At 46.3% G+C, this 23,895-nt stretch carries 27 protein-coding genes and 1 tRNA gene; 3 read left to right on the top strand and 25 right to left on the bottom strand.

Going from position 1 to position 23,895, the window contains the following annotated elements:
* Nucleotides 1–94 precede the first annotated feature (94 nt).
* Nucleotides 95–370, bottom strand: coding sequence for a hypothetical protein (locus FBQ94_RS05440; protein WP_007222218.1), 276 nt, complete (start codon nucleotides 368–370; stop codon nucleotides 95–97).
* A gap of 253 nt (nucleotides 371–623) precedes the next feature.
* Here FBQ94_RS05440 and FBQ94_RS17420 point away from each other — a divergent pair, with 253 nt between their 5' ends.
* The 3 genes from FBQ94_RS17420 (at nucleotide 624) to FBQ94_RS05450 (ending at nucleotide 2,238) form a co-directional block, all read left to right on the top strand.
* Complete coding sequence (locus FBQ94_RS17420; protein ID WP_083849293.1) at nucleotides 624–1,025, top strand: helix-turn-helix domain-containing protein; 402 nt, start codon at nucleotides 624–626, stop codon at nucleotides 1,023–1,025.
* Nucleotides 982–1,065 (top strand) — tRNA-Leu (locus FBQ94_RS05445). Before FBQ94_RS17420 ends, FBQ94_RS05445 begins: the two co-directional genes overlap by 44 nt.
* A 126-nt stretch (nucleotides 1,066–1,191) precedes the next feature.
* On the top strand, nucleotides 1,192–2,238 hold the full coding sequence (locus FBQ94_RS05450) for a tyrosine-type recombinase/integrase (protein WP_007222217.1): 1,047 nt from the start codon (nucleotides 1,192–1,194) through the stop codon (nucleotides 2,236–2,238).
* On the opposite strand, the gene FBQ94_RS05455 is transcribed toward FBQ94_RS05450, so the two are convergent.
* From FBQ94_RS05455 to FBQ94_RS05570, 24 genes are all read right to left on the bottom strand, one after another.
* Nucleotides 2,227–2,451: a hypothetical protein gene (locus FBQ94_RS05455; protein ID WP_007222216.1), complete on the bottom strand. Its 225-nt coding sequence runs from the start codon at nucleotides 2,449–2,451 to the stop codon at nucleotides 2,227–2,229. The genes FBQ94_RS05450 and FBQ94_RS05455 overlap by 12 nt on opposite strands.
* A complete protein-coding gene (locus FBQ94_RS05460) occupies nucleotides 2,441–2,719 on the bottom strand; it encodes a hypothetical protein (protein ID WP_007222215.1) in 279 nt (92 codons plus the stop codon). The genes FBQ94_RS05455 and FBQ94_RS05460 overlap by 11 nt, the downstream gene beginning before the upstream one ends.
* A gap of 15 nt (nucleotides 2,720–2,734) precedes the next feature.
* Entirely contained in the window at nucleotides 2,735–4,684 is a 1,950-nt protein-coding gene (locus FBQ94_RS05465; protein ID WP_007222214.1) for a hypothetical protein, read from the bottom strand.
* 14 nt (nucleotides 4,685–4,698) lie between these two features.
* The gene (locus FBQ94_RS05470) at nucleotides 4,699–7,947 is read right to left on the bottom strand and encodes a phage tail protein (protein WP_007222213.1); all 3,249 of its coding nucleotides are present in this window, start codon (nucleotides 7,945–7,947) and stop codon (nucleotides 4,699–4,701) included.
* Entirely contained in the window at nucleotides 7,944–8,354 is a 411-nt protein-coding gene (locus FBQ94_RS05475) for an NlpC/P60 family protein (RefSeq protein WP_083849279.1), read from the bottom strand. Before FBQ94_RS05475 ends, FBQ94_RS05470 begins: the two co-directional genes overlap by 4 nt.
* 111 nt (nucleotides 8,355–8,465) lie before the next feature.
* Nucleotides 8,466–9,725 (bottom strand): phage/gene transfer agent baseplate hub protein, encoded by a 1,260-nt coding sequence (locus FBQ94_RS05480; protein WP_007222211.1) that lies wholly within the window; start codon nucleotides 9,723–9,725, stop codon nucleotides 8,466–8,468.
* Complete coding sequence (locus tag FBQ94_RS05485) at nucleotides 9,722–10,615, bottom strand: NHL repeat-containing protein (RefSeq protein WP_007222210.1); 894 nt, start codon at nucleotides 10,613–10,615, stop codon at nucleotides 9,722–9,724. Before FBQ94_RS05485 ends, FBQ94_RS05480 begins: the two co-directional genes overlap by 4 nt.
* Nucleotides 10,616–10,626: 11 nt before the next feature.
* The gene (locus FBQ94_RS05490; RefSeq protein ID WP_007222209.1) at nucleotides 10,627–10,782 is read right to left on the bottom strand and encodes a hypothetical protein; all 156 of its coding nucleotides are present in this window, start codon (nucleotides 10,780–10,782) and stop codon (nucleotides 10,627–10,629) included.
* A complete protein-coding gene (locus tag FBQ94_RS05495; protein ID WP_007222208.1) occupies nucleotides 10,779–11,126 on the bottom strand; it encodes a DUF2460 domain-containing protein in 348 nt (115 codons plus the stop codon). Before FBQ94_RS05495 ends, FBQ94_RS05490 begins: the two co-directional genes overlap by 4 nt.
* A gap of 2 nt (nucleotides 11,127–11,128) precedes the next feature.
* Nucleotides 11,129–13,051: a phage tail tape measure protein gene (locus tag FBQ94_RS05500; RefSeq protein WP_007222207.1), complete on the bottom strand. Its 1,923-nt coding sequence runs from the start codon at nucleotides 13,049–13,051 to the stop codon at nucleotides 11,129–11,131.
* Nucleotides 13,052–13,268: 217 nt separating this feature from the next.
* Entirely contained in the window at nucleotides 13,269–13,415 is a 147-nt protein-coding gene (locus FBQ94_RS05505) for a hypothetical protein (RefSeq protein WP_285442034.1), read from the bottom strand.
* A gap of 26 nt (nucleotides 13,416–13,441) precedes the next feature.
* Nucleotides 13,442–13,915 carry a hypothetical protein gene (locus FBQ94_RS05510; RefSeq protein WP_007222204.1) on the bottom strand — a complete coding sequence of 158 codons (474 nt, stop codon included), beginning with the start codon at nucleotides 13,913–13,915 and terminating at the stop codon, nucleotides 13,442–13,444.
* 130 nt (nucleotides 13,916–14,045) lie between these two features.
* The gene (locus FBQ94_RS05515) at nucleotides 14,046–14,987 is read right to left on the bottom strand and encodes a phage tail tube protein (RefSeq protein ID WP_007222203.1); all 942 of its coding nucleotides are present in this window, start codon (nucleotides 14,985–14,987) and stop codon (nucleotides 14,046–14,048) included.
* Entirely contained in the window at nucleotides 14,966–15,112 is a 147-nt protein-coding gene (locus FBQ94_RS05520) for a hypothetical protein (RefSeq protein ID WP_285442035.1), read from the bottom strand. The genes FBQ94_RS05515 and FBQ94_RS05520 overlap by 22 nt, the downstream gene beginning before the upstream one ends.
* Nucleotides 15,113–15,213: 101 nt before the next feature.
* A complete protein-coding gene (locus tag FBQ94_RS05525) occupies nucleotides 15,214–15,654 on the bottom strand; it encodes a hypothetical protein (protein ID WP_007222202.1) in 441 nt (146 codons plus the stop codon).
* 16 nt (nucleotides 15,655–15,670) lie between these two features.
* Nucleotides 15,671–15,988: a hypothetical protein gene (locus tag FBQ94_RS05530; RefSeq protein WP_007222201.1), complete on the bottom strand. Its 318-nt coding sequence runs from the start codon at nucleotides 15,986–15,988 to the stop codon at nucleotides 15,671–15,673.
* An 18-nt stretch (nucleotides 15,989–16,006) separates the two neighbouring features.
* Entirely contained in the window at nucleotides 16,007–16,537 is a 531-nt protein-coding gene (locus FBQ94_RS05535) for a hypothetical protein (protein ID WP_007222200.1), read from the bottom strand.
* A gap of 95 nt (nucleotides 16,538–16,632) precedes the next feature.
* Nucleotides 16,633–17,046: a hypothetical protein gene (locus tag FBQ94_RS05540; RefSeq protein WP_007222199.1), complete on the bottom strand. Its 414-nt coding sequence runs from the start codon at nucleotides 17,044–17,046 to the stop codon at nucleotides 16,633–16,635.
* A 112-nt stretch (nucleotides 17,047–17,158) separates the two neighbouring features.
* Nucleotides 17,159–18,136, bottom strand: a complete 978-nt coding sequence (locus tag FBQ94_RS05545; protein ID WP_285442036.1) for a hypothetical protein — start codon at nucleotides 18,134–18,136, stop codon at nucleotides 17,159–17,161.
* A 134-nt stretch (nucleotides 18,137–18,270) separates the two neighbouring features.
* Nucleotides 18,271–19,296, bottom strand: a complete 1,026-nt coding sequence (locus tag FBQ94_RS05550; protein ID WP_007222197.1) for a DUF2190 family protein — start codon at nucleotides 19,294–19,296, stop codon at nucleotides 18,271–18,273.
* A gap of 107 nt (nucleotides 19,297–19,403) precedes the next feature.
* Nucleotides 19,404–20,558, bottom strand: a complete 1,155-nt coding sequence (locus tag FBQ94_RS05555) for a hypothetical protein (protein ID WP_007222196.1) — start codon at nucleotides 20,556–20,558, stop codon at nucleotides 19,404–19,406.
* A gap of 77 nt (nucleotides 20,559–20,635) precedes the next feature.
* Entirely contained in the window at nucleotides 20,636–20,857 is a 222-nt protein-coding gene (locus tag FBQ94_RS05560) for a hypothetical protein (RefSeq protein WP_007222195.1), read from the bottom strand.
* Complete coding sequence (locus FBQ94_RS05565) at nucleotides 20,858–21,382, bottom strand: hypothetical protein (protein ID WP_007222194.1); 525 nt, start codon at nucleotides 21,380–21,382, stop codon at nucleotides 20,858–20,860.
* A gap of 132 nt (nucleotides 21,383–21,514) precedes the next feature.
* Nucleotides 21,515–23,815, bottom strand: coding sequence for a structural protein (locus tag FBQ94_RS05570; protein ID WP_007222193.1), 2,301 nt, complete (start codon nucleotides 23,813–23,815; stop codon nucleotides 21,515–21,517).
* Between the last annotated feature and the right edge of the window lie 80 nt (nucleotides 23,816–23,895).

A 23,895-nucleotide genomic window follows, 5' to 3' on the forward strand; every position in this document is an offset into this window, starting at 1 on the left:
ATCACCCAATAAAGACTTATTTAGAGACATTGACAACCAATCAAAGCTAATTTGTACTGACATAAAACCCCCTTTTGTAAATCCCACCCCCGTGTTACCATACGGGGGTTTTCGTTCTTGGCCGTAATCCCCAAATCAAAAAAAATCCCCTGCCACATGCACCGAGCACATGACAGAGGATTTCAAGGGGTTTACGTCCTACACTTAACAGCCCGTCAGCTGTTAATATTGTTTCAGCTATTCCAGCCGATTTTTTTACAATAAAAAAAGCCGATAAGGTTTCATAGTCGATGATAGTTCTTAGAACTACCTGAAACCCTACCGGCTTTACTCTATTGACTTTTAAGTTTAACGTAGTATAATTTCTCATACTTGTTGTATGCTAGTTATCAGCTAGCTTTAACAAGGCCCTGGTGAGAAGGCAGACAGCGACCAACTATACTGCCTTTTCACCCTTTTTTTATTTCTACACTACTTATTTGCTTTATTGCGAAAAATTATATATATTTTTTTAGCACAATCAATCATATTTTATGATAATTATCTATTCGATAATTTGTAAGAAATTATAAATTTAATACTTACAACTTATTTAAAATCTAATATTCAGTGATTAGAAAACGATGAAATTAATTTTAGACAAAAAAGACATTAATATAATTATCCATAGATTAATGACTTATACAAATGCTAGAAGTGAGACTGAATTAGCAAGAATTCTAGGTATGAGCCAAAGTGCCTTAGCAGAAAGGAAAAAAAAAGAAAGTTTTCCCTATGAGCATGTAATACCTTTCTGCATTAGTAGAGGAATTTCTTTAGATTTAATATTTGAAAATAGACTTAATGAAGAGTGCAAAAAAAAATTAATTGAAGAAATTGAAAATACTGATATTTCAAGTTTAAACCTACAAAACAAACAAAATAACACGCAAGTAGATCCGCATAAAGTAGCAGCAGCTGCCGACCCGGATCACAGACCAAGCCGAAGTGGCGGAATTGGCAGACGCGCTAGATTCAGGGTCTAGTCGTGGCAACACGGTAGGGGTTCGACTCCCCTCTTCGGCAAATCCTTATAACAAAACACGTTATGAACAATAAACACTCCTCAAAATATACCCAAAAACCTCTTCTGTTGTGTCAAATTTGTGGCAAGTCTTTTACCTTTTCTGCCATAAAACAATATAAAAACCCATGAATTTTGACCTCCACAAACGAAATAAAACGTGGCATTATGCCTTCTCGGTTAACGGGAAAAGGTTTCGCGGGAGTACTTTTGCTGATAATAAAGACCTTGCGCTCCTCTACGCACAAAAGTTTTATAATGACCTCTATCTTACGAATTTCGAGATAAGGGATCGTAATATTTCTCTTGCCGATTTCGCAGAAATCCACCTGAAATCAAAAGAAAACAATATGTCGTCCCGATGGGTCTATACAAACCGGAAACTCCTTGACCGTTTTGTCTCTTATCTGCAAGAAAACAACCTTAAACACCTGAAGGATATAACAACTCTTCATCTTGAAAATTACAAGGTGACGTTGCTTGAGAAGATCAAACCTATTTCGGTTAAAAATAATTTCCGTGTCGTTAAGGCTTATCTAAACCACGCAGTCAAGCTCGGTTATCTCAATAACAACCCTGCAACTCATGTAATTCCAATCAGAGGTATAACCGTTAATAAGGTCCGCTATTTACCCGAGGAAGAGATCAGGATTTTGTTAGAGATAAGTAAATATCATTGTCTTTACGATCTGATTCAAGTGGCTATCTATTCAGGATTGCGACGGGAAGAGCTGGCAAGGTTAGAATACAGTGATGTGGATGTCAGGAAAAGATTGTTGTATGTGAAGAATAAGAATGAACGGTGTCCGGATATGATGCCGGAAACCGGGAGACTCACGAAGTCCAGGCGTGAAAGGGTTATACCATTACACTCTCAGATTATACCACTATTCGCAAAAGGGAAAAAAGGGTATTGTTTTACCATAAATAATAAACCCATTCCCCCGCGTTTGATTACGGATAAATTCTCAGAACTTATCGAAAAGACAGATCTGAAAGACGTTACCCTCCATGTCCTGCGCCATACCTTCGCCTCACAACTTGCAATACACGGCGTACCGATTATTAAGATTGCCCAGTGGATGGGGCATTCCCTTACCCATGTCACGGAATTATATGCGCATCTCTACCCTTCTGATATGGATCAAAGGGATATTGACAAGTTAACTTTCTAACTCAGTTTTATTCAGAATTAATGCGTCAAAATATGGTGTAACCTGATACTCTCCGTTTTTTATTCCATGGGCGTTTAAGTATACTTTCAGGATAAGCTCTATCTTTGCCTTTGTTTCTCCTAGTATTTGGTTGAGATTTTTTAATAACGCTTGGGTGTCCTGGTCTATGGCAATAGTTTCTTGATTTTCATTGCCTGTTTCTTTAGCCTGCATTTTGTGCCTCCTGATTCAGTAAATTAAGTAAATACGCTTGTTTCTCCGCCGAAAGTTGTTTTAATTTTTCCCAATTAGTAATAGCATCCTCCTCTTGCTGTATTTTTGTCCAGCTCAGGACCATGGTGTTCAATATATTTTGTAAATATTCAGCGTTATTTATCGCGCTATATTCAGGATCGTTCTTTAAGCCTTCCTGATTAACTTTACTTACCGTTTTTGTAAGAACAATGTCTTCCGCCTCAGTTAAAACAAGGGTATAGTCCATACCTTTCTCCTTTCCTTAGTCGTACCAGAACATGACATTAAGAATAGTTGTCGCCCCTAGCCGATTTTTTATCTGCAATGGCTCTTGCGTTGCTGCTGTCCCGATGCAAAGATTTGCATCCGTGTCAGCATTTGCCACAACATTCGCAGAGTTATTGAGCAGGGCAACGGTTCCTGTGCTGTTAATCCAGAACATGGTTCGTTCTGTATTGTCTCCGGCAATTACGATTCCGTATCCGCTGGTAGTGATTGAAGGAAGGGTAATAACCGCATCATCATCTACAGATTTATTATAAAGAAACGCATTCAATGACGAAGTCGGAGCTACCGGAGTAGAAGCATTATCATATGGCGTATGCTTTACCACTCCTTTTCCGTCTACCTCAACCTTTGTCGAAGGAGTGTTATCAGTTGAGCCGGTTGCGCCAGGAACTGGAGTCTGAATAGTGACACTTCCACCGCCAGTTCCCACGGATTTTCCTGTCGATAGATTAAGTGTCCCTGCAGCCTTGTCCGCACACGTCCTTACAGCGGTAATATTTACCGTACATCCCGTCCCGGTCCCTCCGCTTGTTGCCTTGCCGGTTCCTGTGGTGTAGCCATATCCTCTATCTCTCAATATGAGAGCGGTTACTGCTCCGCCGCCATCCACTGTAGTGACCTGTGCCGCGCCGTTCGTTCCTCCTGTGGTTATGGCAAGTATATCGCCGACCACATAGCCAGACCCTCCGGCAGTAGGAGTTCCGCTGACCGTATGGATAATTCCACTCACCGTGGCTCCCCCAGACTGGAGGGTAAGCCCACTTCCCGCCGTATCTGAAGCAGGGTTTCTTTCCACAGCAAGTATCCTTGCTGATGTCCCTTCCAGATTTAATAATCCAAGCGCTTCATATGTGCCTCCAATGCAGACACTGCCATCCCTCGCAATTCTCATCCGCTCGCCCTGGCTTGTCCCGCCTCTGATTGTTGTGTTAAAAATAATTCGTGTTCCTTGCATTGACGCAGTCCAGACCTCTGATGCATCAAAATCAATCCATGTTCTCGCCCCCGCTGGCCACGACGTTCCATCATGCCCCTTAGCCGAAACACGAAACAAAACATCATCGGCAAATACGGTCGCAGGACTCGCCAATGTGCCTCGTGAACGCTGAGCAGAGAACATAGGAATTGCCCCTGCGCAAATAGAATTGAAGTTTAAGTTACTTCCGTCATCCCGTTCACACTTAATTGCGCCAATAACATTTAGTTTGCTTGCTGCCGTTACGGTCGTTGTTCCCCCTACATATACGTTACCCGCAGGCAGGGCAACATCACGCACAGTTCCGCTCCCTGCGGCAAGAGGCGCGATTGTGAATGCCGCCCCTGCATTTGCGGCAATTCTTAGCTTCTCATAATTGCTTCCATCCGTGTATGTTCCGTATAAGTCTGCTATCTGCGGATTTGTTGAATTCCGAATCTCTGTCAATCCGGTTCCGCTGGGAGAAAGGAGAATGTTTTTGTTCGACCCGGCACAGAGAAAACTAATGCTTCCGTCATCCGCCATCCTGAGCGCGGAATACAGAAGCACGATTTCCGTTGCAGAGAGGGCATATGCAACTGGTTGAGCGTTAGCAGATGGAGCGGTCTGGGTCAGCGCCTTCCCTGCGCTGACATAGATATAATTCCCCTTTGTCCATGCCCAGCTTCCATACGTCACAACCCCATCTATCTGGCCGTATCCTGTGGCGTCTGGAGCTGTAGATGCTGATTGCCAAATACCGTGACAGACATTTGTATTCGCTGCTTTATACGCCTTCCCATCAGCGGAGGAGATATAAAACGGATCCCTTGCCGCCAATGCCTCCCCTGCGGTGAGTTTAACCGTCCTTCCCGCTTCAATTTTGTTCGTGTTGGCGTTAATAAGAGCTGGCCATTCCACCGCTCCGGTGGGGATTAAATCCATGTTAAAATGTGTGGTTGCCGACATCTGCTCTCCTTTATTTAGACTGTTGTTATCGTGACCGCATCAGAATAAGCGGATACCCTTGATGTGCTTTGCTGTTTGATCTTGATGGTATAGGGTGACGCTCCTCCGTCTGCCAACTGCATTGCTGCGGTATAGGTGAACGTTTTCCCCGTCTGCTCTACCGTTCTGAGGAGTGTTGCCCCGTTATAAATTTCAAGAATAAAGCTATCAAAATCGAGATCCTCTTTAATCGCATAAGCCCATTGATAGTTGGTGCCGCCCCTGTTTCTCCTGTTCCTGGATGAAAACCCTATCGTTATATCTCCACTGGCAACACTGACCGCATTGCTGGCATCTATTCCTAAACCGTTGATTTTTATGTTGCCTGGAGAAAGCGGTTTGCTTGCCAGGGCAGTTGCCTCAAGCGTCAGGGAATCCACTTCCGATAAATCCTGGCCAACTCCTTTTGTGTTAAAACTGGAGATTTTAAAATAGAGTTTCCTGTCCAGTTCCGTCTCCTGAAGTCTCTTCCGGAATGGTCTGTCCTCCAGATACGCAAAGATGTTTCCGGCAACAATATTCCCGTAGGAATTCTTTGCCGGAAAGTCAACAAGGTCATAGATGAGTTCGCTCAATCTCCACACGTTTGTATCGATCAATTCAACGGTCGCAAATCGCAGATACGTGTTTTTAACGCTTGTTGAAACTACTGCTAAGTTTAATCCTGGCGTGGATATGAGCTCATCAAAATCCGTTGCAGACTCAAGCGTCTCATCAGAATGTAACGCAACGTCTATATATTTTATTCCTCCGGAAGCCTCTCCTACGCCAACAACAATCCCCGTTACTCCGTCTTTTCTGCTTATCCCTAATCCCTGATAACCGCTTGTTTGAAGATATGACCGGTACAGGGAAGCCCCTGCCCATTGAACCTCGTCCGGAGCAGTGTATGTCACCAGATACGCGTTTGCGTTTGTCCATAGCGCCGGTATTTCAAAAACCATAGGGGCAAGGACGCTACTTGCCGGGTCTGTAAGCTGGGGAAGGTCTGTCCTTTCCTTGTTCCCGCTTCCTATGACAACCACCTGATAGTTTTGAGGGATTTCTTCCTTTGCCTCGATAACTAAAATATACCCTTGCTCTATTGTCATGGAGAGAATCCTGACTTTTCGGGAACTGTTTTCTGTGAGGGCGTCATTTATGGTGACAACAGCGCCAGGGATAATTCCTGTCGTGTCAAAAGTCTTGATTCCTAATTTAAACTGATAGATTTTAAGGTTTGAGCGGAACTTGTTCAGGATGCGCTGAGCCATTTTATTTGCCCTTGCGTGCGTGTTGAAAGCGGTAAGATTGATCGTGATTTCGTTTAACCCGTTCCGGTCTATGTCCGGCATGTCATCCGCATAGGTTGTCGCTGGCGTATATTCCTTTTCCTCGTTGATATATTCTGCCACTACCCTGTTGAAAGTACTGTTAACTCCTTCGTTGGAAATGCTGATATACGGGGAGCCGTTCTGTTTTACGAAATCAGCTTCATTCAGGGTCGCTACTGAAGCTGAATTTTCATTTGGCTGGATATGGTTAATCTTTCCGTCGTAGTACGTAATTATCCCGTCATGGTGGGCGATGATGTTCTGTAATACATCCAGTACGCTCTGTTGTCTGTCGTACAGCACGTCCAGCGCCATATCATCGGCAGTGCATGCGTTTGTCGTTTCAGTAAAAGTATCCAGGTTCAGATCACCCGCCGGAAGACCGGCGCCATAAAAATCATTCGTCAGGATGTCTTGTGAAACATCGGATGGATATGATGATACACCGCCTTTCCTCGTATCAATAAATTTCTGTACCCTGTTATTATTTGTATCACAGACATAAATATACCCATCCTTTACAACAACGCCGGAAGGGTCGTCAAATTGCTCGTTTCCTGTCCCAAAGCTTCCCGCTCCAACGGCAAATGCCCCTGCCGGTGTGAAGACTTGAAGCCTGTTTTTTGATGTCGTTGTCTTGTGATCTACGCAATAGATATAATTATAAATATTCCCCCGTGAAGCGTATACGCCAAAGAGCTTATCAAACTGACCGTCTCCTTCTCCGGACCCTCCAAATGAGGATATAAGTACGCCGTTCTGGGTATATTTCTTTACCAGATTGTTCGTGCTGTCTGCAATGTAAAGATATGTCCCATCCCATGTTATACTTGTCCCGACCCATGCGCCCAGACTGGTTGTTGAGGTTATTTCCCAGAGATATGAATGCTCGTTCTGATAAACATACTCAAGTTTATAAAGCTTTGTTTGCCCTCCGGAGTACCCGATAACAAATTTCTTATAGAGCGTTACTGAGGTAATATCTCGGGGAGAAGTTATCGTTACTTCCTGATTAATGTTTCCATTTGCTATTGCGCACCAGAGAACCCTGTCCGCCCCTGTCTCTGCTATGTAGATATAGTGCTGTTCTGCTTCAAACCCGCCAGGAGAATTAAGCCCGCCGATAATAACCTTCTGGAACGTCCCCGACATGCTGAATTTCTGAATACGCCCATTCCCCGAATCGCACACATAGAGATTATCGCCGTTTTCACGGATAAACGTAGGGGTGTCGAGTTGTCCGTTTCCACTGCCCGCAGTTCCCCATTTTGATGTATATTCCAAACTTCGGTAGCTAACCCCGCCGCGGGATATTTCAAAGGTAAAGTTGGGAATGATATTGTTTTCTCCCAGGTCATAATCCTGGAGAACCACATAACAGAGTTTTTTCCAGACAGGAAACCGTGTCTTTCCTGACGCTGAAAGGATACTCTGGATGTGAGCGTTAGGCGCTGTCTGAGTGCTATCGTAAAACGTCATACTATTGATATTGATTTCTTTTTTTCCTGCCCATGCGCGGATTAATGCGCACTGATTAATGCACAACCCGAACGCAACAGACACGGTATAGGTGTAATAAACAGGGTCTCCACCGCCGCCGCCTTTTCCTCCCGTATCTCTCTTGTGTTTATGCGACTGGAAATTCCCTATCCAAAGGCAGTTCCCCGCCACCTTTCGGGTTCCGGTAATATACGGGATCGCTCGTCCGTATTCGCTGGTTTGCAAGTCTATGCCTGCGGGTCTGACTTTTTGAGTCTTAACACTTGGGGGGTCAATTATTCCCCCCACCATAGAACCCAGGCTAAAACCTATAAGAGCGCCCATTGCGGTCCCAATGCCTGGGATTATTGAACCTATCATCGCCCCTGCTGCAGCGCCGCCTATCCCCCCTCCGATTTGCCCAAGACTCACCGGGATACCCTCCAGACAGAATTTAATTTTTCCTGATACCGTGAAACCGGGTCTTCCTGTATTCCGTGCCGTATGTGAGCGTGAATCATACGGCCTTCGCCGATATAAATCCCTCCATATCCGGACGTTTGCCCGTTCATGAAAACAAGGACGTCTCCCGCCCTTAATTCGTCAAGCGAGGCAAACCTTACCTCGACACAGACTTTGCTTATTTCTTCCAGGAGAATAGAGCGATTGTTATGCAATGACCAATCACGGGCATACTTTATGGTCTTGTAGTCCGCAGGAAGCCAGCCAAGCTCTTTCGCCACAGCGACAATAAACTGGATGCAGTCAGCCCCTTCGGACTTCAGCGCCTGGCCATGAATCCACCGTTTATTAACCCATGCCCGCGCAACCTCTTTTATCGCCGCTTCGTTATGAGTATCCGTAGATCACCACCTCCATCCTGTGTGAATTGTGAATTGTGAATTATGAATTGAAACTTTCAACTCACAACTCACAACTCACAACTTTCGTTATGAGTATCCATACAATATCTCCGGTTTCGGAATGTACTCAAACCCAAAAAAGTTCTCATAGTTATCAAACTTATCCTCACAGGTCTCGCCTTTCTTATCGCACCCCGGATACGCCTGAAGCGTATTGCCAACCACAATCGTATCCGGAAACGCCACCCGAACATCCACATAGCCATCGCCATGACTCTTTATCGACCTGCGCACATTGACATTATCCCCCGAAGTAAATTTCACCTCTCCCCCCAGCCAATACCCCGAAGCATGCGCCGAGTACTGAAAGATTGCCGCATGGACACGGAACTTGTCAGTAACAGAAGCAATCGTTCCTGATTCAACATAATCCGCTTTATTGAGACCGCAATACGTGTCGTATAAAGCATGCTGACAATCCTCGGAATATATTTTCTTGGGAAACATAGCGTTTAACTTATCAAGAGTCGAATTACATTCAACCTGGAGCGTTCCCTGATTATAACCAATCCTTCCTGTTGTATACCCATCGAACAGAAGTTTGTGGCTTATTAACGTTGTATAGTCAACAAGATATATCCATACATGTGCTCTCTCAAGCCATCCACGCTCAATCACTTGAGAAATAGTATATGCGTTTGCCCCTACCGTTATCCCGACAAGACCACACTCAATATCCACCTTATCTATTTGCAAGTTGCTATTAAAATTAATCTCTGACCGCTTTATGGGAATCGCCACATAGGTATTTCCCTCATATATCAGGTTTGCATCATGAGACGTATAATAGAGATACGTACCATCATCCAGGAGAACCTTGTAAAGTTCGGCGAGTTTTAATTCCGTGGCAGTAAAATCTATAATCCCCATAGTTACCACATTACTATAGGAACTCTCTCCTATAGAGTTATAGGCCTTAACCCGATACTGATATGTATAGTCGTCGTCAAGAGGACCATCTGTATGAGTGGTTACATTCTGTCCTTTTGTAACTAAGGCAGAAAAGCCTCCTTCGTCATTTCTTTTTCTCTCTACCTTAAACCCTACTTCGCCCGTCATTCCCGCAGGAGTTATATTCACTGTGTTCGAATAGGAAGAGAATCCATTGGGAGAATAGGTCTGTTCAGGAGACTGACCATTGAATGCCCGTACACGGTAATAGTTTGTCTGGAGAGGGACAGCCTGGTTGTCTGTATATGTGGTAATATTCGCCCCTACCCGTGCAATAGCAATCCAGTTTGTCCCGTCACTCGATTTCTGTATTTCAAATCCTGTTTCTGCGCTCATGAGTTATCTACCCAATTAAGCTGAACTGACCTTCCCCCTATATCGTTAGCAGTTAATCCCGATGGAGCGGCAGGAGCCTCCCCAATCACCAATTCAAATTCCTGGATGCGATTATTGTTACTATCTACAACAAATATCCGGGATGTAGAAAGGTCGACAGCGATAAATGTTGGAGTGTTAAACTGGCCATTATTAATTCCTCCACTGCCAAAATTCTCGCAAAACGCTAATGTAGACCTATTATAAACTGCAATCAAGTTGGCGTAAGGTCGAGCTATATAGATGTAATTGGAGTCCATTGCTACTGCGTTAAAACCATCATTTATACCAATATTGCCTAATGGCGTAGAAATACCTGCCATAGTATTGGCGGTTACGTAGGCTTCTATTTCTTTATAGGGAAGATTCATATCATGCCAATTAAAGGCGGCTACTGAAAGTGAATAATAATTAGCTTGCGTATATGTTCCTTGGTTATAGATATACATATAAGGCTCATTGCCCCATGATCGTGAGACTGTATATATGTATGCATTGCTAACACAGAAAACAGTAACTATGCCGCCAGTACTTGTATATTCTCTTATTGTAAAGCTAGCATGTAAGGAGAAATCTTGAATTTTAAAAATATGCATTTTCTTATTTACTGTATCTGTAACGTAAATATAAGTACTATCTACATCAAGATCATAAGGAATCCCACTGTTTGGCAATGAAATATTTGCGACATGGGAATAGGTTGTTTTATTAAAAACCTGAATTCTTGCATTTCCACGATCTGAAACATAAATATAGCTTCCTGACACTTGAATAGCGCAAAGGGTATTAAACTGTCCATTTCCGCTCCCTGCGCTTCCAAACTTTCCTACAAAATTCCATATCCTTGCCATAGTTTCTCTCCCTATCCCCTTCTTGCGCTCATGCCATAATCGCAAAACTCCCGTACGATCTGTGACAAGGTTTTTCCTGTCTTTTTCTTCATCTCCACAATCGTATGGAGCTGATCCTTCCTGATACCGACCCGTATCGTTACAAATTCCTTATCGTTAGATCTCACCCACTCACCTCAATAAACTCAATCTCCTGTAAATTCCAAAGCTGATACGAAAAATACTCCGCATTCATAGCGTCTTCCTTGAATCGCACCGTATACGCCACATTATCAACCGGGTTTGTCCAGGCAAACGACTCAAACGCCCCGCCCCGCGCCACGAAGAATGCCTGTATGGTCGCCTTATCCGCATTGCTCAGCGCCTCCCAGCGCAGTCTGAATATCGTTTGCGCCGCAGAGTTCATTTTAATGCGCTGCTCCACCTTGTTCCCATAGTTGATGATATGCGTATTGAAAGAATAGGTCTCAATAACAGAATAGTTAGGTTTAATAGACGGAAAAGCGGCCACGCTTATCTTCCCCTTCTGATCGGATGATTGTTGTTTGCCGAACTCATTACCGCATTTGCAAGGATCCCCTTGTTCTTTTGCGCAAACACCGCAAAAGACTCGGCATCCATGGCTTGTACCGTAATATGATTAATGATTGTTGGCGCGCGTTCCGGCGCCGATGCGGGAACACCCTTCCCCCGGTTGATCCTGTCCAGGGTATCCACCCCCACACCTTCCACACCCTTCCTGCTCACCACGTATTCACCCTTCTGTAAGATCGCTGGCACTTCATCACCCAAAAGGCCCCCTGCGTGAAAACGAGGAATATACCCCCCTTTATGAAAATAAGCGGATGCCGGACTCGTTGTCCCCATCGTTCCCATTGCCACGCCTGCCCCGCTGCCCATTGCTCCAAACCCCATCGCCATAAGCGCCTTCATCATAAGCATCTTTACTACCATCTCCGATATCATCCTCATGATCGACTGGGAAAAGTTCCGCCAGTAATCGCCAAACGATTGCAGCTCGCCCCGCATGGCATCGAAGAGGACGTCAGAAAAGACGCTCTCTATCGCCTGGGCCGACTGCCCCGCAAAGTCAACCCCGTGCTGGAATGCGGTGTTTAACTCGTTGGTAAATGCATTGATCCCCTGTAAGAGCCCATCGCCAAAGGTCCCGGTTTGTTCCTTCAGGACAAAATTGAGCTGTACGAGCGACTCTTTCGTCTGATCAATTGCGTTCTTCTGCGCATACCAGCTCGCCGGGTCCTTGATCTTATCGAGCTGCGCCAGGTATTCGGCCTGTATCCGGAGAAGTTCCTCATTGAGCCGTATCCGTTCCTGCGCCGCCCCTGCCTTTGAAATCCGAAACTCCTGCTCCGCAAGGTCGATCTCCTTGAGCTGCAGGTTGATCTCCGCCTCCCGGGCTGCCTGGAGCGTCTGGGTGTGCTCCCTGACTGCCCTGTCCCGCTTTTCGTAGCTGTCAAGGATCTCCTGTCCCGCCCGGTCCACCGTATCCGCATACGCCCACTCCCATTCCATCCATTTCCGTCTTTCGTTTGCCATTTGTTGGGTTTTCTTCTCAGACATAACATCCGGAGGTGGGATTTTCCTCTCGTGTGATTCAATAGGGGGGTTAATCTCTGGAATTTCCTTACCGAGTGTATAATCTAACGCTGTGTTAATTCCTTTGTTAATCAACCCAATTGCTGCAAATCCATGAAGAAGTGGTGCAAGGCTTTTTACCGCCTTTGAATTTAATACATCGAATAATGTATTCAGTTTTGGAATAAGTTCGTTACCTATCACAAAACTAAATTCTTCTAAGTTTCTCTTAAGGGTTGTTATGTTATCATTAAAGACGCTTGCCGCCTGTGCAGACTCCTCTGTGAATGCGCTTGTTATATTATCCATACCACTGGCCAGATCGTTTAATACCGGGATTATATTTTGTCCGTTTCTGCCAAATAGCTGCATGGCAAGCGCCATTTTCTCCTCACCACCCTGCATTTCTGAAAATCTTTTTGCAAGATCGTAAAGGATTTGATTGAGAGGTTTTGCCGTATCAATCCCCAACGCCTTAAATATCGTACTCGCATCACCTGCCTTTGTTTTCGCATCGAGTAAGTTTTTTGAGAAAACACCAAAAGTAACAGCCAATTCATCTAAACTTACATCTGATAGTTCTGCAATAGATTTCAACTTATAGAGTTCTTCAACACTGATACCAGTCTTTTGACTCATCTTATACAATGAATCACCAACATCGGCAGTTTTGACAACTAATATATCAAGAACTTTTTCAACACCTTGATATGCGCTTCTTAGGGAATAATTCCATACGGCAATCTTTGCCACGAAGCTCTGAAAAGATGAAGTAACTTCCTGAAGCGCCTTACGCGCATCATTAATACAACCAATAATTACTTCTACTCGTTGACTCATATATATCCTTCTGGTATAATGTTTGCATGGAAGCTATTCTATTTTTTATTACAATTCTTGGCGCACTGTATTCACATCTTTCGTGTAAAAGGGCTTTTAATCGGTATGCCACAAAAGAAATAAAAATACCACAAAAGTCTTTAAGACATATGTATAAAGAAATTCCCGTCATATGCTTTATCGTTTTTGTGATTTTCATCCTTATTTGTCTTTCACTTTAATTCGGACACGTAGCACACACCCGTTCTAAAATCGCCTCACCAAAATACCTCCTACACGCTTCCAGATCCACGCCCTTACAATACTCACCCCGGTTTTTCACCAAAACGCCTTGCGCACCTGTATCCTCATCCTTCACCCCCATAAACGCCAGCACAGCCTCCCGGAACATCACATCGCGGAGACAGTATTTGATGTATGGCTGGCATTCCCTGAGAGTATATCCCCAGAGGATGGCATCCCGCCGGGTGATGTCTCCTTTACTGAGGATGACGCACACCTGCTCAACCCAGTCATCCTGTCCTGTATGCCCTTGATTACCGTGATTACTCTTTGAAAGAGTAACGCTATCTGGTTGATGAAAAAAAAATCATCTATAATCTCCAAAATCTGCTCCGGCATAATTTCGTATTCAATCTCCATCGCTGCCATCTCAATGTCTTTATCCTTCACTGGCTTCCCCTCCTCCGTGATAACAACCGCAAGCGCCAGGCTCAGACGGTCACCAAACATATCGATCAGCGCAGGTATCGTAATCACCTGCGGAATCACAACCCCGCGTATAATATCCATCAGTTGCTTCACCTGCCCAAGTACAAGCGGCCTTTGCACATAGGTTTTACTGCCAATCGTGTACGTCTTCATAGAGTCTCCTGTTAAATATTTTGTTCCAGCCGTTACAGCCGCTTAAGCCGATCAAGCCGTTACCGATGAAACAGCTTAAACGGCTGAATCGGTTTGAACCTAATTCTTTTACCTGTAGTTCCCGTCTTTTTTATGAAAATTCCAGCACCACCTCATCATCCCCGGTATTCATCGCCAGTTGAAACGCCGTATCCGCCACCACAACTCCCTCCCGCTCCGCATCGCTCACCTTCCGGTACACCACCTTGGGCGCTGTGATTTTATACCGGTTATACTGCGTTGACCCGATATTGCCCAGGCTCAATGCCCCTGTCGTGCCGCCCTTCCACCTGCCATACCAGTCATGGGTCGCCACCAGCGCCATCTCCGGATCAAACTTGCCGTTCGGGTCCCGGTTCGTTATCACCGTTGAAAGATACCCGGCAGGCTTGTTCACATCATTCCTCAGATGCAGGGTATTTGCCATATCAATATCGATGCCGGCAAGGATCGCCGAATACGCGGCAATCGTAAAACTGGCCGAAAGAAACACAGGAGGTATCGTACTCTCATACGTAGGAGTAAGCATCGCCCCATCCGTCAACCCACCCCAGACGCCGAGAAAGTCAAATTCCGCAAACACCGGCTCGCCTGCCTTCCCCGTAAACTTCACATTCCCCCGCGCGCCAACGAGCTGCTTGATTACCCCATCCTCATAACACCCGATCGTCAGGCAAGGCGCGCCCGTTGAGGCAGGCTTATAGGTAGCCTTCTCCGAACCCGGCGTCACATCCAGCGTCTCCGCAAACCCGCACGCGCGCAGATACTTTGCCAGCGCAGGCACGACGCTCGCCGAATATGCAGCCCCCGGGCCCTTTATCTCCACCTTAAAGGTCAACCGCGCAAGCTGCGCCCCCGCCACATCGGCAAGCCTGCTCAGGGTCGCCATAACGGGGTTCCTCGCATGCATTTTTATATCAACATCAACCTTCGGGTCTATCGCAAGGATGCCGCCATCGGCATTCGCCAGTGTCTCGGCCGTCCCCTCGACAGACTCAATCTTTGCCACCACTATCCTTCTTCGTGTAAGCATGGTTTCTCCTCCATATTGGTGGGGGCAGGTTTTAAACCTGCCCCTGCATTATTCTCTCCCGTAATAATCTTCGTCTCTGAAGCATCATGTACCGTGACCTGAAATGTATGTTCTGTAGTATGCATAATTCCCGTTCCTCATGAGGTTGGCAGGGGCGGGTTTCAAACCCTCCCCTACTTTCTTTTTTTTATCTGTGCCATCTGTGTCCATCTGTGGTTCCCTGTTTCTAACGCCGGTGTTTTATCTCCACCTCCATGACTATAAAATACACCGGGTGAAACTCGCCTTCATCGTTCACCGATGACTTCGGAATCGTGTTTATCGCTAATCCTCCCCTGGTGTAATCCGTCAGAAGGGCATCATCGATCTTTTCCTCGAATTCTACCATTTCGTTGAGCGCCTTTGCCCAGTCAGTCTGGTGAAACCCGGCATACAACCGCACCGTATGGGCGCCATCCCGTGTTATATTTACCAAAAAATTCTTTTCGAGAGATGGCCGGGTAATGAGAATCACCGGGAGGTCGTTCAAGTTGATTTCGATACGCTGTTTAAACGCCTTCAGCACGCTGAGCGCTTTCCCCCACTTCGCATCGCAAAATGATGTAAGGGGCGCATTGTTCTGCAGGGTTGTTGCTATATGATCGATAAGAGAGGTAAAGCTTGCCATAGAGTATGTTGCCCTTTTATTTGTGTTTTAATGCCGTTGTAAGGAATCCAATCGTTGAGCAAATAACCGTAATCAGAATACCAATCAGCCATTTTACGGTCACTTCCCGCTTCTTATGTGCCTCAAGATGTTGTTCAAACTTTTTAAAAATATCAAAAAAAGACCTTTCTATATCTTTATCGGAAAAAATCTGATGCGCCTTACATTGCGCAAAAGACAACGCAATCCTTTGATCGCTGATTTCTGTAACACGAAGCACTTCTTCCTTCAACGTCTGACGAATCGTCTCGTGAATAATATTCTTAATCCTCGGTTCTATGACATCCCAGTCCAATTTCATCCTCCTTACATACTATGCGGTGAATCCTGAACTACGAATCTCCTTCCCGATTTCCTCTTCCAGTATTCCCTGTATCCTGCTCCCCCGGTTAAATCTCTCAAACCCGTCTTTCAGCGCATCCCGCGGTCCATACTTCGCCGATGATCCCGTGCCCCTGAAAACAGGCTCTGCATATTCCGCAGCATTATAAATAACAACCTCCAAAGGCCCCGCTGAAAATGTTCCTACCCCTGCATACGTCTTTGACCTGCCAGGGTTTAGCCAGTTCAACAACCTCCTTAAATGACCGGTTCGAACCGGCACAGGGTATTGACCAGGCAAATAATCCGCAATCTTTTTCCGCCGCTTTTTTCCCGTTTTCTTCGAGACCCTTTCCTCATATATCCCACCCGGTCCCGATAACCACTTATACGCATCATCATACACCCCGGCCGCAACCCTCTCTAATCCTCTCCTGATTGCAGCCGGACTATTTTTCGCAAACCTCTGCAAGCCGTCGATAATAACCGTATCGCCTTGTATCGTTACATTGATATTGAGCATAAGAAAAACCTCATTTCAACCTGTCTGAACCGCTGAAACGGCTTAAACCTCTGAAACGGCTTAAACTGTTTAAACGGCTTAAACCGCTGAAACAGTTAAAAATGCGAAGACTCCACCACCCCAAACCCCATACCATCCCCATCCGCCGTCACCCCTGCCACGATCTTTGCAATAAGCGCATGCGCCTCGTTCATATAATAATCCCGCTTCCTTTCTTCGCTGCGAATATCAACCGCCTGCCCTGCGCCCGGCACATTGCTTAAGAGGATCATAATCCTTCGCCCAATCAACTCAACAGCCGCCAAACATTTTTCCGCCCGCTTCACATAATCCTGAACCGGCGAGATCACAGAAGCATATGCGGCAGATCCGATCCGCCCCTCCAGGATCTTCGTCTGCTCGGATATAACCCCATCGATGAACGTAGAAAGAGCCGCATCATCCTCCTTCCTGAACATCTCGCGAATAAAACCGAGATCAATAATTTCCTGCGCTGTATTCTTTCCCATATTTTAAAACCGTTTAAACCGTTTAAACCGTTTAAACCGTTCAAGCGGTTCAAACCGTTTGAACGGCTTGAACGGTTTGAACCAAATCCTTTAAACGGCTTGAACCAAATCTTTACGATAACGCACATCTCCTGAACTGGTCTTCCTCGCCAATCCCGGCATTATACTCGCCACAATACGCCACATCAGTGCCTCTTAAGAGGATATCCCTATCCGTCTCCGCCGTCAGATCACTCCAGATGCCCCGCTTTGCTTTCCTGCCTGGCAGACCAACATAGTAGCTCGTATTGGCAAGCTTAGTCGTATAGGCCCGAGTAACGTTAAATACAATCTGCTCCTTGCCACCATTCGGACTGTTGAAGTTTGTCGTAAATGCGTATTCAATCCTCTCCTTTAACGCCGGATTCGCCCGCAGGACAAACTGCTCATTCCCTGTCAAAACATACCCCTTCCCTGCAAGGTCGGTGAAGATCTTCGAGCATGCATTGTTCATCGTCTTTACATCCGATGTGCTGAACGACTCATTCTGATCAGAAGAGATCGCAGCAAGGAGAGCATAATGATCAGTTGCCATCTTATCGTAGTACTTTGACCTTGCCTCAACGGCTGCCTGGTTCAGGTTCCAGTACATCGCATAGTTAATCCAGTCATCCAGAATGCCAATCGCGGCCGCTATGATCATCTTCTCGATAGAACTCTTTGCCGTGCTAATCCCGTACACCTTCATCTTCTCGCCACTCTTTACCTCAGCAAAGGTAATCGCATTCGTAACGTCTAAGATGTCGAAAGACGTCTGTCCTGACCCCCGCATATCCACCAGATCAAACAACTCCTCAAACCCGAATGGCGCCATCGGATCACCCACCGCAGTATAGAACACCCCTGCCGTCACCGGTTGATTCCGGTTCATCACATCCGGCGCATCATCCGGACCCGTCATACCCTTCTGGGCCAAAATACTAAGCACCTTTTGCGCCAACTCCTGATCAATTCCCATCTCCTTTGCAATCTCAATCGCAGGGCTCATAACAGGGAGTTTACCCTGGAAGAATGCCGTAAGCACCCCTGCCAGTTTCTGCCGCCTTTCCATCACATCCATTCCCTTCATCCGCTCGCAGGTCTCGCGGGTGAAGATCTTCATATAGTTCTTTCTCATTCCTCTCCTCCTTTGTATTGTTTTTGTGTATGGGCAGGTTTAAAACCTGCCCATACGTTAATTGCCTGTTACGCTACCGCCCTGAACACCACATAATCAACCTCTGTGCCAGAGCCGCCATTACCAGACAGCGTTACCGTTAAGGTATTAGAGGTAAGCACAGCCTTTTTAATATAAACATCATTTGCCGCAGCCCGCAAAACAACGCTTGCAACATCCGTTGCAAGCGCACCCGTAACGGTAATCACCACGGTTGCATCAACATCATTCTCTGCTGCAGAAGTACCAGCAAAAACAGCGATATGGGTAGGTGTATACCCTGTCTTAATACGAAGCTTACCCGCAGTATCATACCCAAGCCCCACACCCGCCATATCTGCCTCGCCCAGCCGGTATATCGTTACCGTCTCGGAAGATGCCGTTACGTTGGTAAGTACGACCAGGAATAACCCGACATTGCCCCGCGCTATCTTTGCATAGCCGGTGAGGGTAACATTCGCCCCGCCTGCCACGGTGATGATTTCGCCATCAGCATCAGCCGTATTCCGAACCGCGAGGATAAAGCAGGCGCCAACCGCAGGGTTAACCACCGCAGCCACAATCTCGGCAGCCGTTGCCGTTGTGTCTGTCCTGTCAGCGCCATTCGGGTCTCTCAGGATAACCCTGTTAACAATATTCGCTGCCGAATAGGTGCCGGCGCCTGACGTATTGATTGCCGTAGCGGACGCCTTCTTCATGAGACTATTGATATCATCCGCAAATGGCAAGAGAACCACAAACCCGGCAGAGCTAGGATTTGCCGCATCTTCAGCAGCCACGCCTGCATAAGTATTGCCACCCGGAGTTGTAGTAAACACACTATTCACCGCATCCCAGAAAATCGCCTGCCCTGCCGTCCATGCCTGCGCCGATGTCTTTGCATACTCAATAAGTCCTGCAATTACATAGATATTACTGGTATTCGCACCCTCGCTATTCACCGCAAGCATCGGCCTGCCACCCAAAATGTATATCGTGTCCTTTGTGGTCGCGCTTGTATGTTTATACTTAATCGTGCGTATCCGCAAAAGATCTTCCCGCACCTTATTTGCCATGTCTTATCTCCTTTTATAAAGAATAGGTTCAAACAGTTTAACCCGTTACAGCCGTTCAAACCGTTACGGCTTGAACGGTTTAAACGGCTTAATCGGCTTAAACCAAATCATTTTCCCACCGTCTCAAAAAGCTCATTTTCTTCCGGGCTCGTATAATCCTTCTTCCCCGTCTTCACCTTCTTTTTCTCAGCCTCCTTACCCTTTTCGTTACGATCCGCCTCATCCTTCGACTTAAAGGTAAACTTATCCGGGAACTTCTCCCGGGCCTTCACCTCATACTTATCCCGGAGTACCTTAATGCGGTCAATCGGCCAGGTGTTGATAAAGGTTGATTCTTTTTTCTGGCCCTCTTCATCCGCCGGGATCTCATCAACCATCACCCCAAACCGCAACACATCATCAACAAGATGTTTCCGGTACGCCCGTCCCTCTTCCGCAAGAGATTCAAGGGCAGTGATCTTTGCGTCCTTCTCACTGATAAGCGCTACAATCTCCTCAACGGCCCTTTCCTCGGTGAAAGACTTGCCGAGCTTCCTGGCCAACTTCTCTAAAAACTCTTTCATACCAATCTCCTTATCACGATAATCCTGACGGTTTGATCGGTTTAAACTGTTTAAACCGTTTGAACCGTTTATATTCTTCTCACAACCAGCGCACTTCATCACCGATGCCCCTGGCTGCGCCCCCAGCCACACCAGTGATCCCTCAAGGGCCTCTCCCTTTGGCCTGTATTCCCCAAACAGATAGTTGCCGTGTTTGTCAGTAACCTCCTGCCTGGGCGCTTTAAACCCAATGCTGATGAATGAGTAAATACCGCCATCGATCTTGGCCAGCGTATCGGTGTTGCTGTCAAGTTTTAAAAGATAAGCCTCTCCCCAGAGGACCTTGACATTTTTAATCCCCTCTGGCAGCTTCAGTTCTTCACCAGTAGTCTCTTTGAATTTTTCAAGAGGCATCTCCTCTGTTGCGGCATCAAAAAACCTGCCTTCCCCGGGCCCTCCCTTACCCGACCACGAGGACGGATGTCCCTCAACAAAGAACCCCTTCCCCGGAAGTGTCCGGGCAAAATCCTCTAACATATCCTCATGAAACCGCTCATTATCGCGGTCAATGCCGCTATGGCACATGAGGTATTTTCTTACATAAACCTGCTCGGCCGTAAGCGGCACGAGGGCAAATTTGTTGATCTTCGCAAGCTGCTCGTCCGATAGAGCCTTGCCCGTCCCGAATGCCTTAAAACTGGTAGTCTTTGCTATCTTCATAAAGAAAAGGATTTAGTTCAAACCGTTTCAATAGTTCCAACCGTTTAAGCCGTTACGGTTTGAACGGTTGGAACAGCTTAAACTGCTTGAACGGTTTTCCCCGTCTCCTCCTCCCTCACACACTTCCCGTTCTCAAAAACCCTTTTTACCGGTCTCCCGCCCCGCATCGTAATAACCGAAGTTTTCTTCACCTCTTCCTTAACCTCAACCCTGACCTCTTTCTTTACCACTTCATCCCCTTTAAACTCATCCATGTCCTTCTGAGTAATCGCTTCCACCTCGCCCTGTTTTCTCGCCATTTAGCCCTCCTTTTCCATCGTGTATTTTCTTTCTATCTTCCGGATAAACTGATATAAATAATTTTCTATGCCCTTCTTGTTTGCAAGTTTCTGGACAGTCTGCTTCGGTGTTTTATATTGCAGGAAAATCTCTTTAATTTTTTGTGACATATCATTCTGGCCTGCCACGTTAAGCATAGCAAGCACAGCATCTTCAATTTTTTTATAGTTGTTCGTAATTGCATTAACACCCACCACGGTAGCCTCCAGCGCCTTTGCCCGTTTGCGCGCCGCATTGTTTGCGATCGTAATACCAATACCGCACAGCGATGCAATCCCTGATGCAACAGCGCCAACCACAGGAAATTCCGTCTCCCCAACAATCCTGGCAACACCCTGTGCCGTCCTCAAAAATGCCGTCCCTTTCGCTTCTATATAGGGATTACCTTTTGCATCTTTCTTGCGTACCGCATCTAAAAAAGAACAACCGGCCATACTCAAACTCAACACACAGATCCCTATGAAAACCCATTTCATTTTTACCATGTTTTGTCTCCAGATAAGATTGCTCTGTTAATTAGCAATCTTATACCAAATTCCCCTGCCGGCTGCTGGCAGATGATTTCACTATTTTTCTCAAGCCGCTTAATCGGCTTAAACGGCTTGAACCAAATCTTTTTACTGCGCCAATGCCATACAAATCGGACACGCATCCGGCGCCGGCACAAATACCATGATTAATTTTCCATCAATATCTTTAACCGAATTCGAACACCTGCACCTGGGATGAGTATCTTTAACAGGCACCACCGCTTTACCCGTATCAACCCCCCATTCCCCCCACTCATCAATCTTCGCATTCTCCGCAGCCATGGACATTTCAGACCTTGCCAACCTTTCCCAGTCCGAATTCTTATCCCCAAAAAGTTTCTCCAGCCTGGCAGCCACGTGCCGGGAATTGGCGCCCGCTGCGACCTGATCTTCGATTGCAGGGATAATCTTGTCTACAATTGCAGAGGTTGCATTATTCTTCACGAGCTTAAATCCATTCTTAGCAATCTCATCAAAAATTTCCCGATTCTTGATAATATCCAGAATCGGCCTATCCTTACCCAATAACTTTGCCGCCTGGATGAGGCCAAGGCTATATGCCTGCCCATAATAAAACCTCACGGCAGAGTTAGTATCTTTCCAATCATACGTCCCAAGGAGATCCTTCAGCGCCTGCATAATCGCCTTTCGCTGCTCCTCCGAGAAATCAAAATTATCTGCAGAAGGCACATCAGGTATTTCTTTCCCTCCCTTTGATAAAAATATTTCTTTCCCCCCTTTTCCTAAATGAAAACCATCTCCCCCTTTTCCTAAATGAAAATTATCTCCCCCCTTTCCTAAAGGGGGGCAGGGGGGATTAAGAGCTTTATCCTTCCCATCTTCCGATAATCTCAATATCTCAAACACCCTCTCCTGTAACCCCTTCCAATCCGCCTTCAGCTTCTCCTCATACTCATCTTCCACCTTGTCCAGCTCCGGCCAGGGCGTAGGTCTATTCAATTCTTTATGATGTTCACAGCTTGAACGGCTTGAACCGCTTAAACGGTTTAAACCATTCAAAGGAAACTTCATCCCGTTAATCTCCACACTCGCCCCGCCCACCGTAACATTCGTCTGCGTGCTATTCGTATTCACCCCATTCTGCATCATATCCGCCTGGGCATTCAGGAACCGCGCCTGCGCCTGGCTTACCAGATCACGCAAGTTCGGCGTCTCAAAAACAATTCCCCAGTCGCCTGGCTTTTCCACATCCGTAGTAACCGTCTTCCATTTCCTGCCCCGAAGCTTTAAAACGATCGAGAAAAGCCTGATAAATTCCGGAAGCATGGAAAGCTGCCTGATCTTCGCATCCTGAAGCGCCGATTCCACCTCAAGCGTTGCCATTCGTTCCGTAGTAGACCAATATATTCCCAGCATCCACGCCGGTAAATTCGTCTTTGAAACAATCTGCTCCAACACATGCCGCGCTGGCACATCAAGCTGTAATATCTGATTATCGTGCCCGATTACTTCTATAAGCACATCGGCATCGGTGTTTACGGCAGTCACAAAGTCAGCGCTCTTGCCCGCGCGCTTTGCCCGGATCGCAGTATCAAAGTCGGTCTGTATCTTCTGCCTGCGTTTCTCTACATCATCACCTGATAAATCCCTTTTGGTAGTCTTATACTTAACATGGAAGGAAGGATCTCCAAACCGTTCCCACACGTTCATAATGCTGTTCTGCATCGTCATGAGTATCTTTGCGACAAATTCCATCGACCGCATGATAGAAACACCATACGGATCGCTATTCTCGTTATTAATGCTGAAATACAGCTTATTCTCCGGATTCAGCTTCTCCTCATACATGCCATGGATCCAAACAACCTGGTTATAGGTTGACGTTAAGATCTGTTCAACGACACTTTCAGGCTTGCTATAGGCGCGAGTCGGCGCATACCCCGGATACCGGTACCACGCTTCAGCTATTCCTTCGGCATTTTTTCTGAAGACAATCTGCTTACTATCCGCCACCCGCAGGCCTGCGATATCCCGAAGATCCTTCGTTGCCACAAATTCAGCAAGCGCAAACCCTTGCTCAAACTTCTCATTCGATGCATTCTCCAGGAATGCGTGTATCCCCTTTTGTTTATCGTTAACAGGAACGCTTAAGCAAAAATCTTCAAGCTCTCTCACCAGCGCCCCATTATCCCCGATAATCTTGATCGTCCCATCAAGCGAAATAAGCCTTCGGATAGCCGAATCAATAATCGGAATCCCTTCCCGGAGTATCTCGTAAAAATCCCCGGACACCTTCCGGAGAAAGCAATCCTGAAACCACGAAGTCATCCACCCCTGCGCCGGGTACGGCTTAAACTGGGGAGCCGAAGAAACACCCGATGCCGCCTTAGCCTTTGCCTTTTGTATCTCAAACCCAAACACCTTCATAAGCTTTTCCTTCTAAAAGATTTGGCTCAAACCGTTTAAGCCGTTACCGTTTGATCGGCTGAAACGGCTTACACGGCTTG

Source organism: Candidatus Jettenia sp. AMX1, assembly GCF_030263775.1.
Lineage (GTDB): Bacteria > Planctomycetota > Brocadiia > Brocadiales > Brocadiaceae > Jettenia > Jettenia caeni.

Excerpts from the sequence above, each read along its gene's own strand:
- FBQ94_RS05560 (WP_007222195.1), bottom strand. The coding sequence starts at position 20,857 with ATGGCGAGAAAACAGGGCGAGGTGGAAGCGATTACTCAGAAGGACATG.
- FBQ94_RS05465 (WP_007222214.1), bottom strand. The coding sequence starts at position 4,684 with ATGTCGGCAACCACACATTTTAACATGGATTTAATCCCCACCGGAGCG.
- FBQ94_RS05525 (WP_007222202.1), bottom strand. The coding sequence starts at position 15,654 with ATGGCAAGCTTTACCTCTCTTATCGATCATATAGCAACAACCCTGCAG.
- FBQ94_RS05500 (WP_007222207.1), bottom strand. The coding sequence starts at position 13,051 with ATGAGTCAACGAGTAGAAGTAATTATTGGTTGTATTAATGATGCGCGT.
- FBQ94_RS05480 (WP_007222211.1), bottom strand. The coding sequence starts at position 9,725 with ATGAGCGCAGAAACAGGATTTGAAATACAGAAATCGAGTGACGGGACA.
- FBQ94_RS05510 (WP_007222204.1), bottom strand. The coding sequence starts at position 13,915 with ATGAAGACGTACACGATTGGCAGTAAAACCTATGTGCAAAGGCCGCTT.
- FBQ94_RS05565 (WP_007222194.1), bottom strand. The coding sequence starts at position 21,382 with ATGGTAAAAATGAAATGGGTTTTCATAGGGATCTGTGTGTTGAGTTTG.
- FBQ94_RS05540 (WP_007222199.1), bottom strand. The coding sequence starts at position 17,046 with ATGGGAAAGAATACAGCGCAGGAAATTATTGATCTCGGTTTTATTCGC.
- FBQ94_RS05550 (WP_007222197.1), bottom strand. The coding sequence starts at position 19,296 with ATGGCAAATAAGGTGCGGGAAGATCTTTTGCGGATACGCACGATTAAG.
- FBQ94_RS05570 (WP_007222193.1), bottom strand. The coding sequence starts at position 23,815 with ATGAAGGTGTTTGGGTTTGAGATACAAAAGGCAAAGGCTAAGGCGGCA.
- FBQ94_RS05515 (WP_007222203.1), bottom strand. The coding sequence starts at position 14,987 with ATGCTTACACGAAGAAGGATAGTGGTGGCAAAGATTGAGTCTGTCGAG.
- FBQ94_RS05440 (WP_007222218.1), bottom strand. The coding sequence starts at position 370 with ATGAGAAATTATACTACGTTAAACTTAAAAGTCAATAGAGTAAAGCCG.
- FBQ94_RS05460 (WP_007222215.1), bottom strand. The coding sequence starts at position 2,719 with ATGGACTATACCCTTGTTTTAACTGAGGCGGAAGACATTGTTCTTACA.
- FBQ94_RS05485 (WP_007222210.1), bottom strand. The coding sequence starts at position 10,615 with ATGGCAAGGATATGGAATTTTGTAGGAAAGTTTGGAAGCGCAGGGAGC.
- FBQ94_RS05520 (WP_285442035.1), bottom strand. The coding sequence starts at position 15,112 with ATGCATACTACAGAACATACATTTCAGGTCACGGTACATGATGCTTCA.
- FBQ94_RS05505 (WP_285442034.1), bottom strand. The coding sequence starts at position 13,415 with ATGGGGGTGAAGGATGAGGATACAGGTGCGCAAGGCGTTTTGGTGAAA.
- FBQ94_RS05535 (WP_007222200.1), bottom strand. The coding sequence starts at position 16,537 with ATGCTCAATATCAATGTAACGATACAAGGCGATACGGTTATTATCGAC.
- FBQ94_RS05545 (WP_285442036.1), bottom strand. The coding sequence starts at position 18,136 with ATGGAAAGGCGGCAGAAACTGGCAGGGGTGCTTACGGCATTCTTCCAG.
- FBQ94_RS05450 (WP_007222217.1), top strand. The coding sequence starts at position 1,192 with ATGAATTTTGACCTCCACAAACGAAATAAAACGTGGCATTATGCCTTC.
- FBQ94_RS05455 (WP_007222216.1), bottom strand. The coding sequence starts at position 2,451 with ATGCAGGCTAAAGAAACAGGCAATGAAAATCAAGAAACTATTGCCATA.
- FBQ94_RS05555 (WP_007222196.1), bottom strand. The coding sequence starts at position 20,558 with ATGAAGATAGCAAAGACTACCAGTTTTAAGGCATTCGGGACGGGCAAG.
- FBQ94_RS17420 (WP_083849293.1), top strand. The coding sequence starts at position 624 with ATGAAATTAATTTTAGACAAAAAAGACATTAATATAATTATCCATAGA.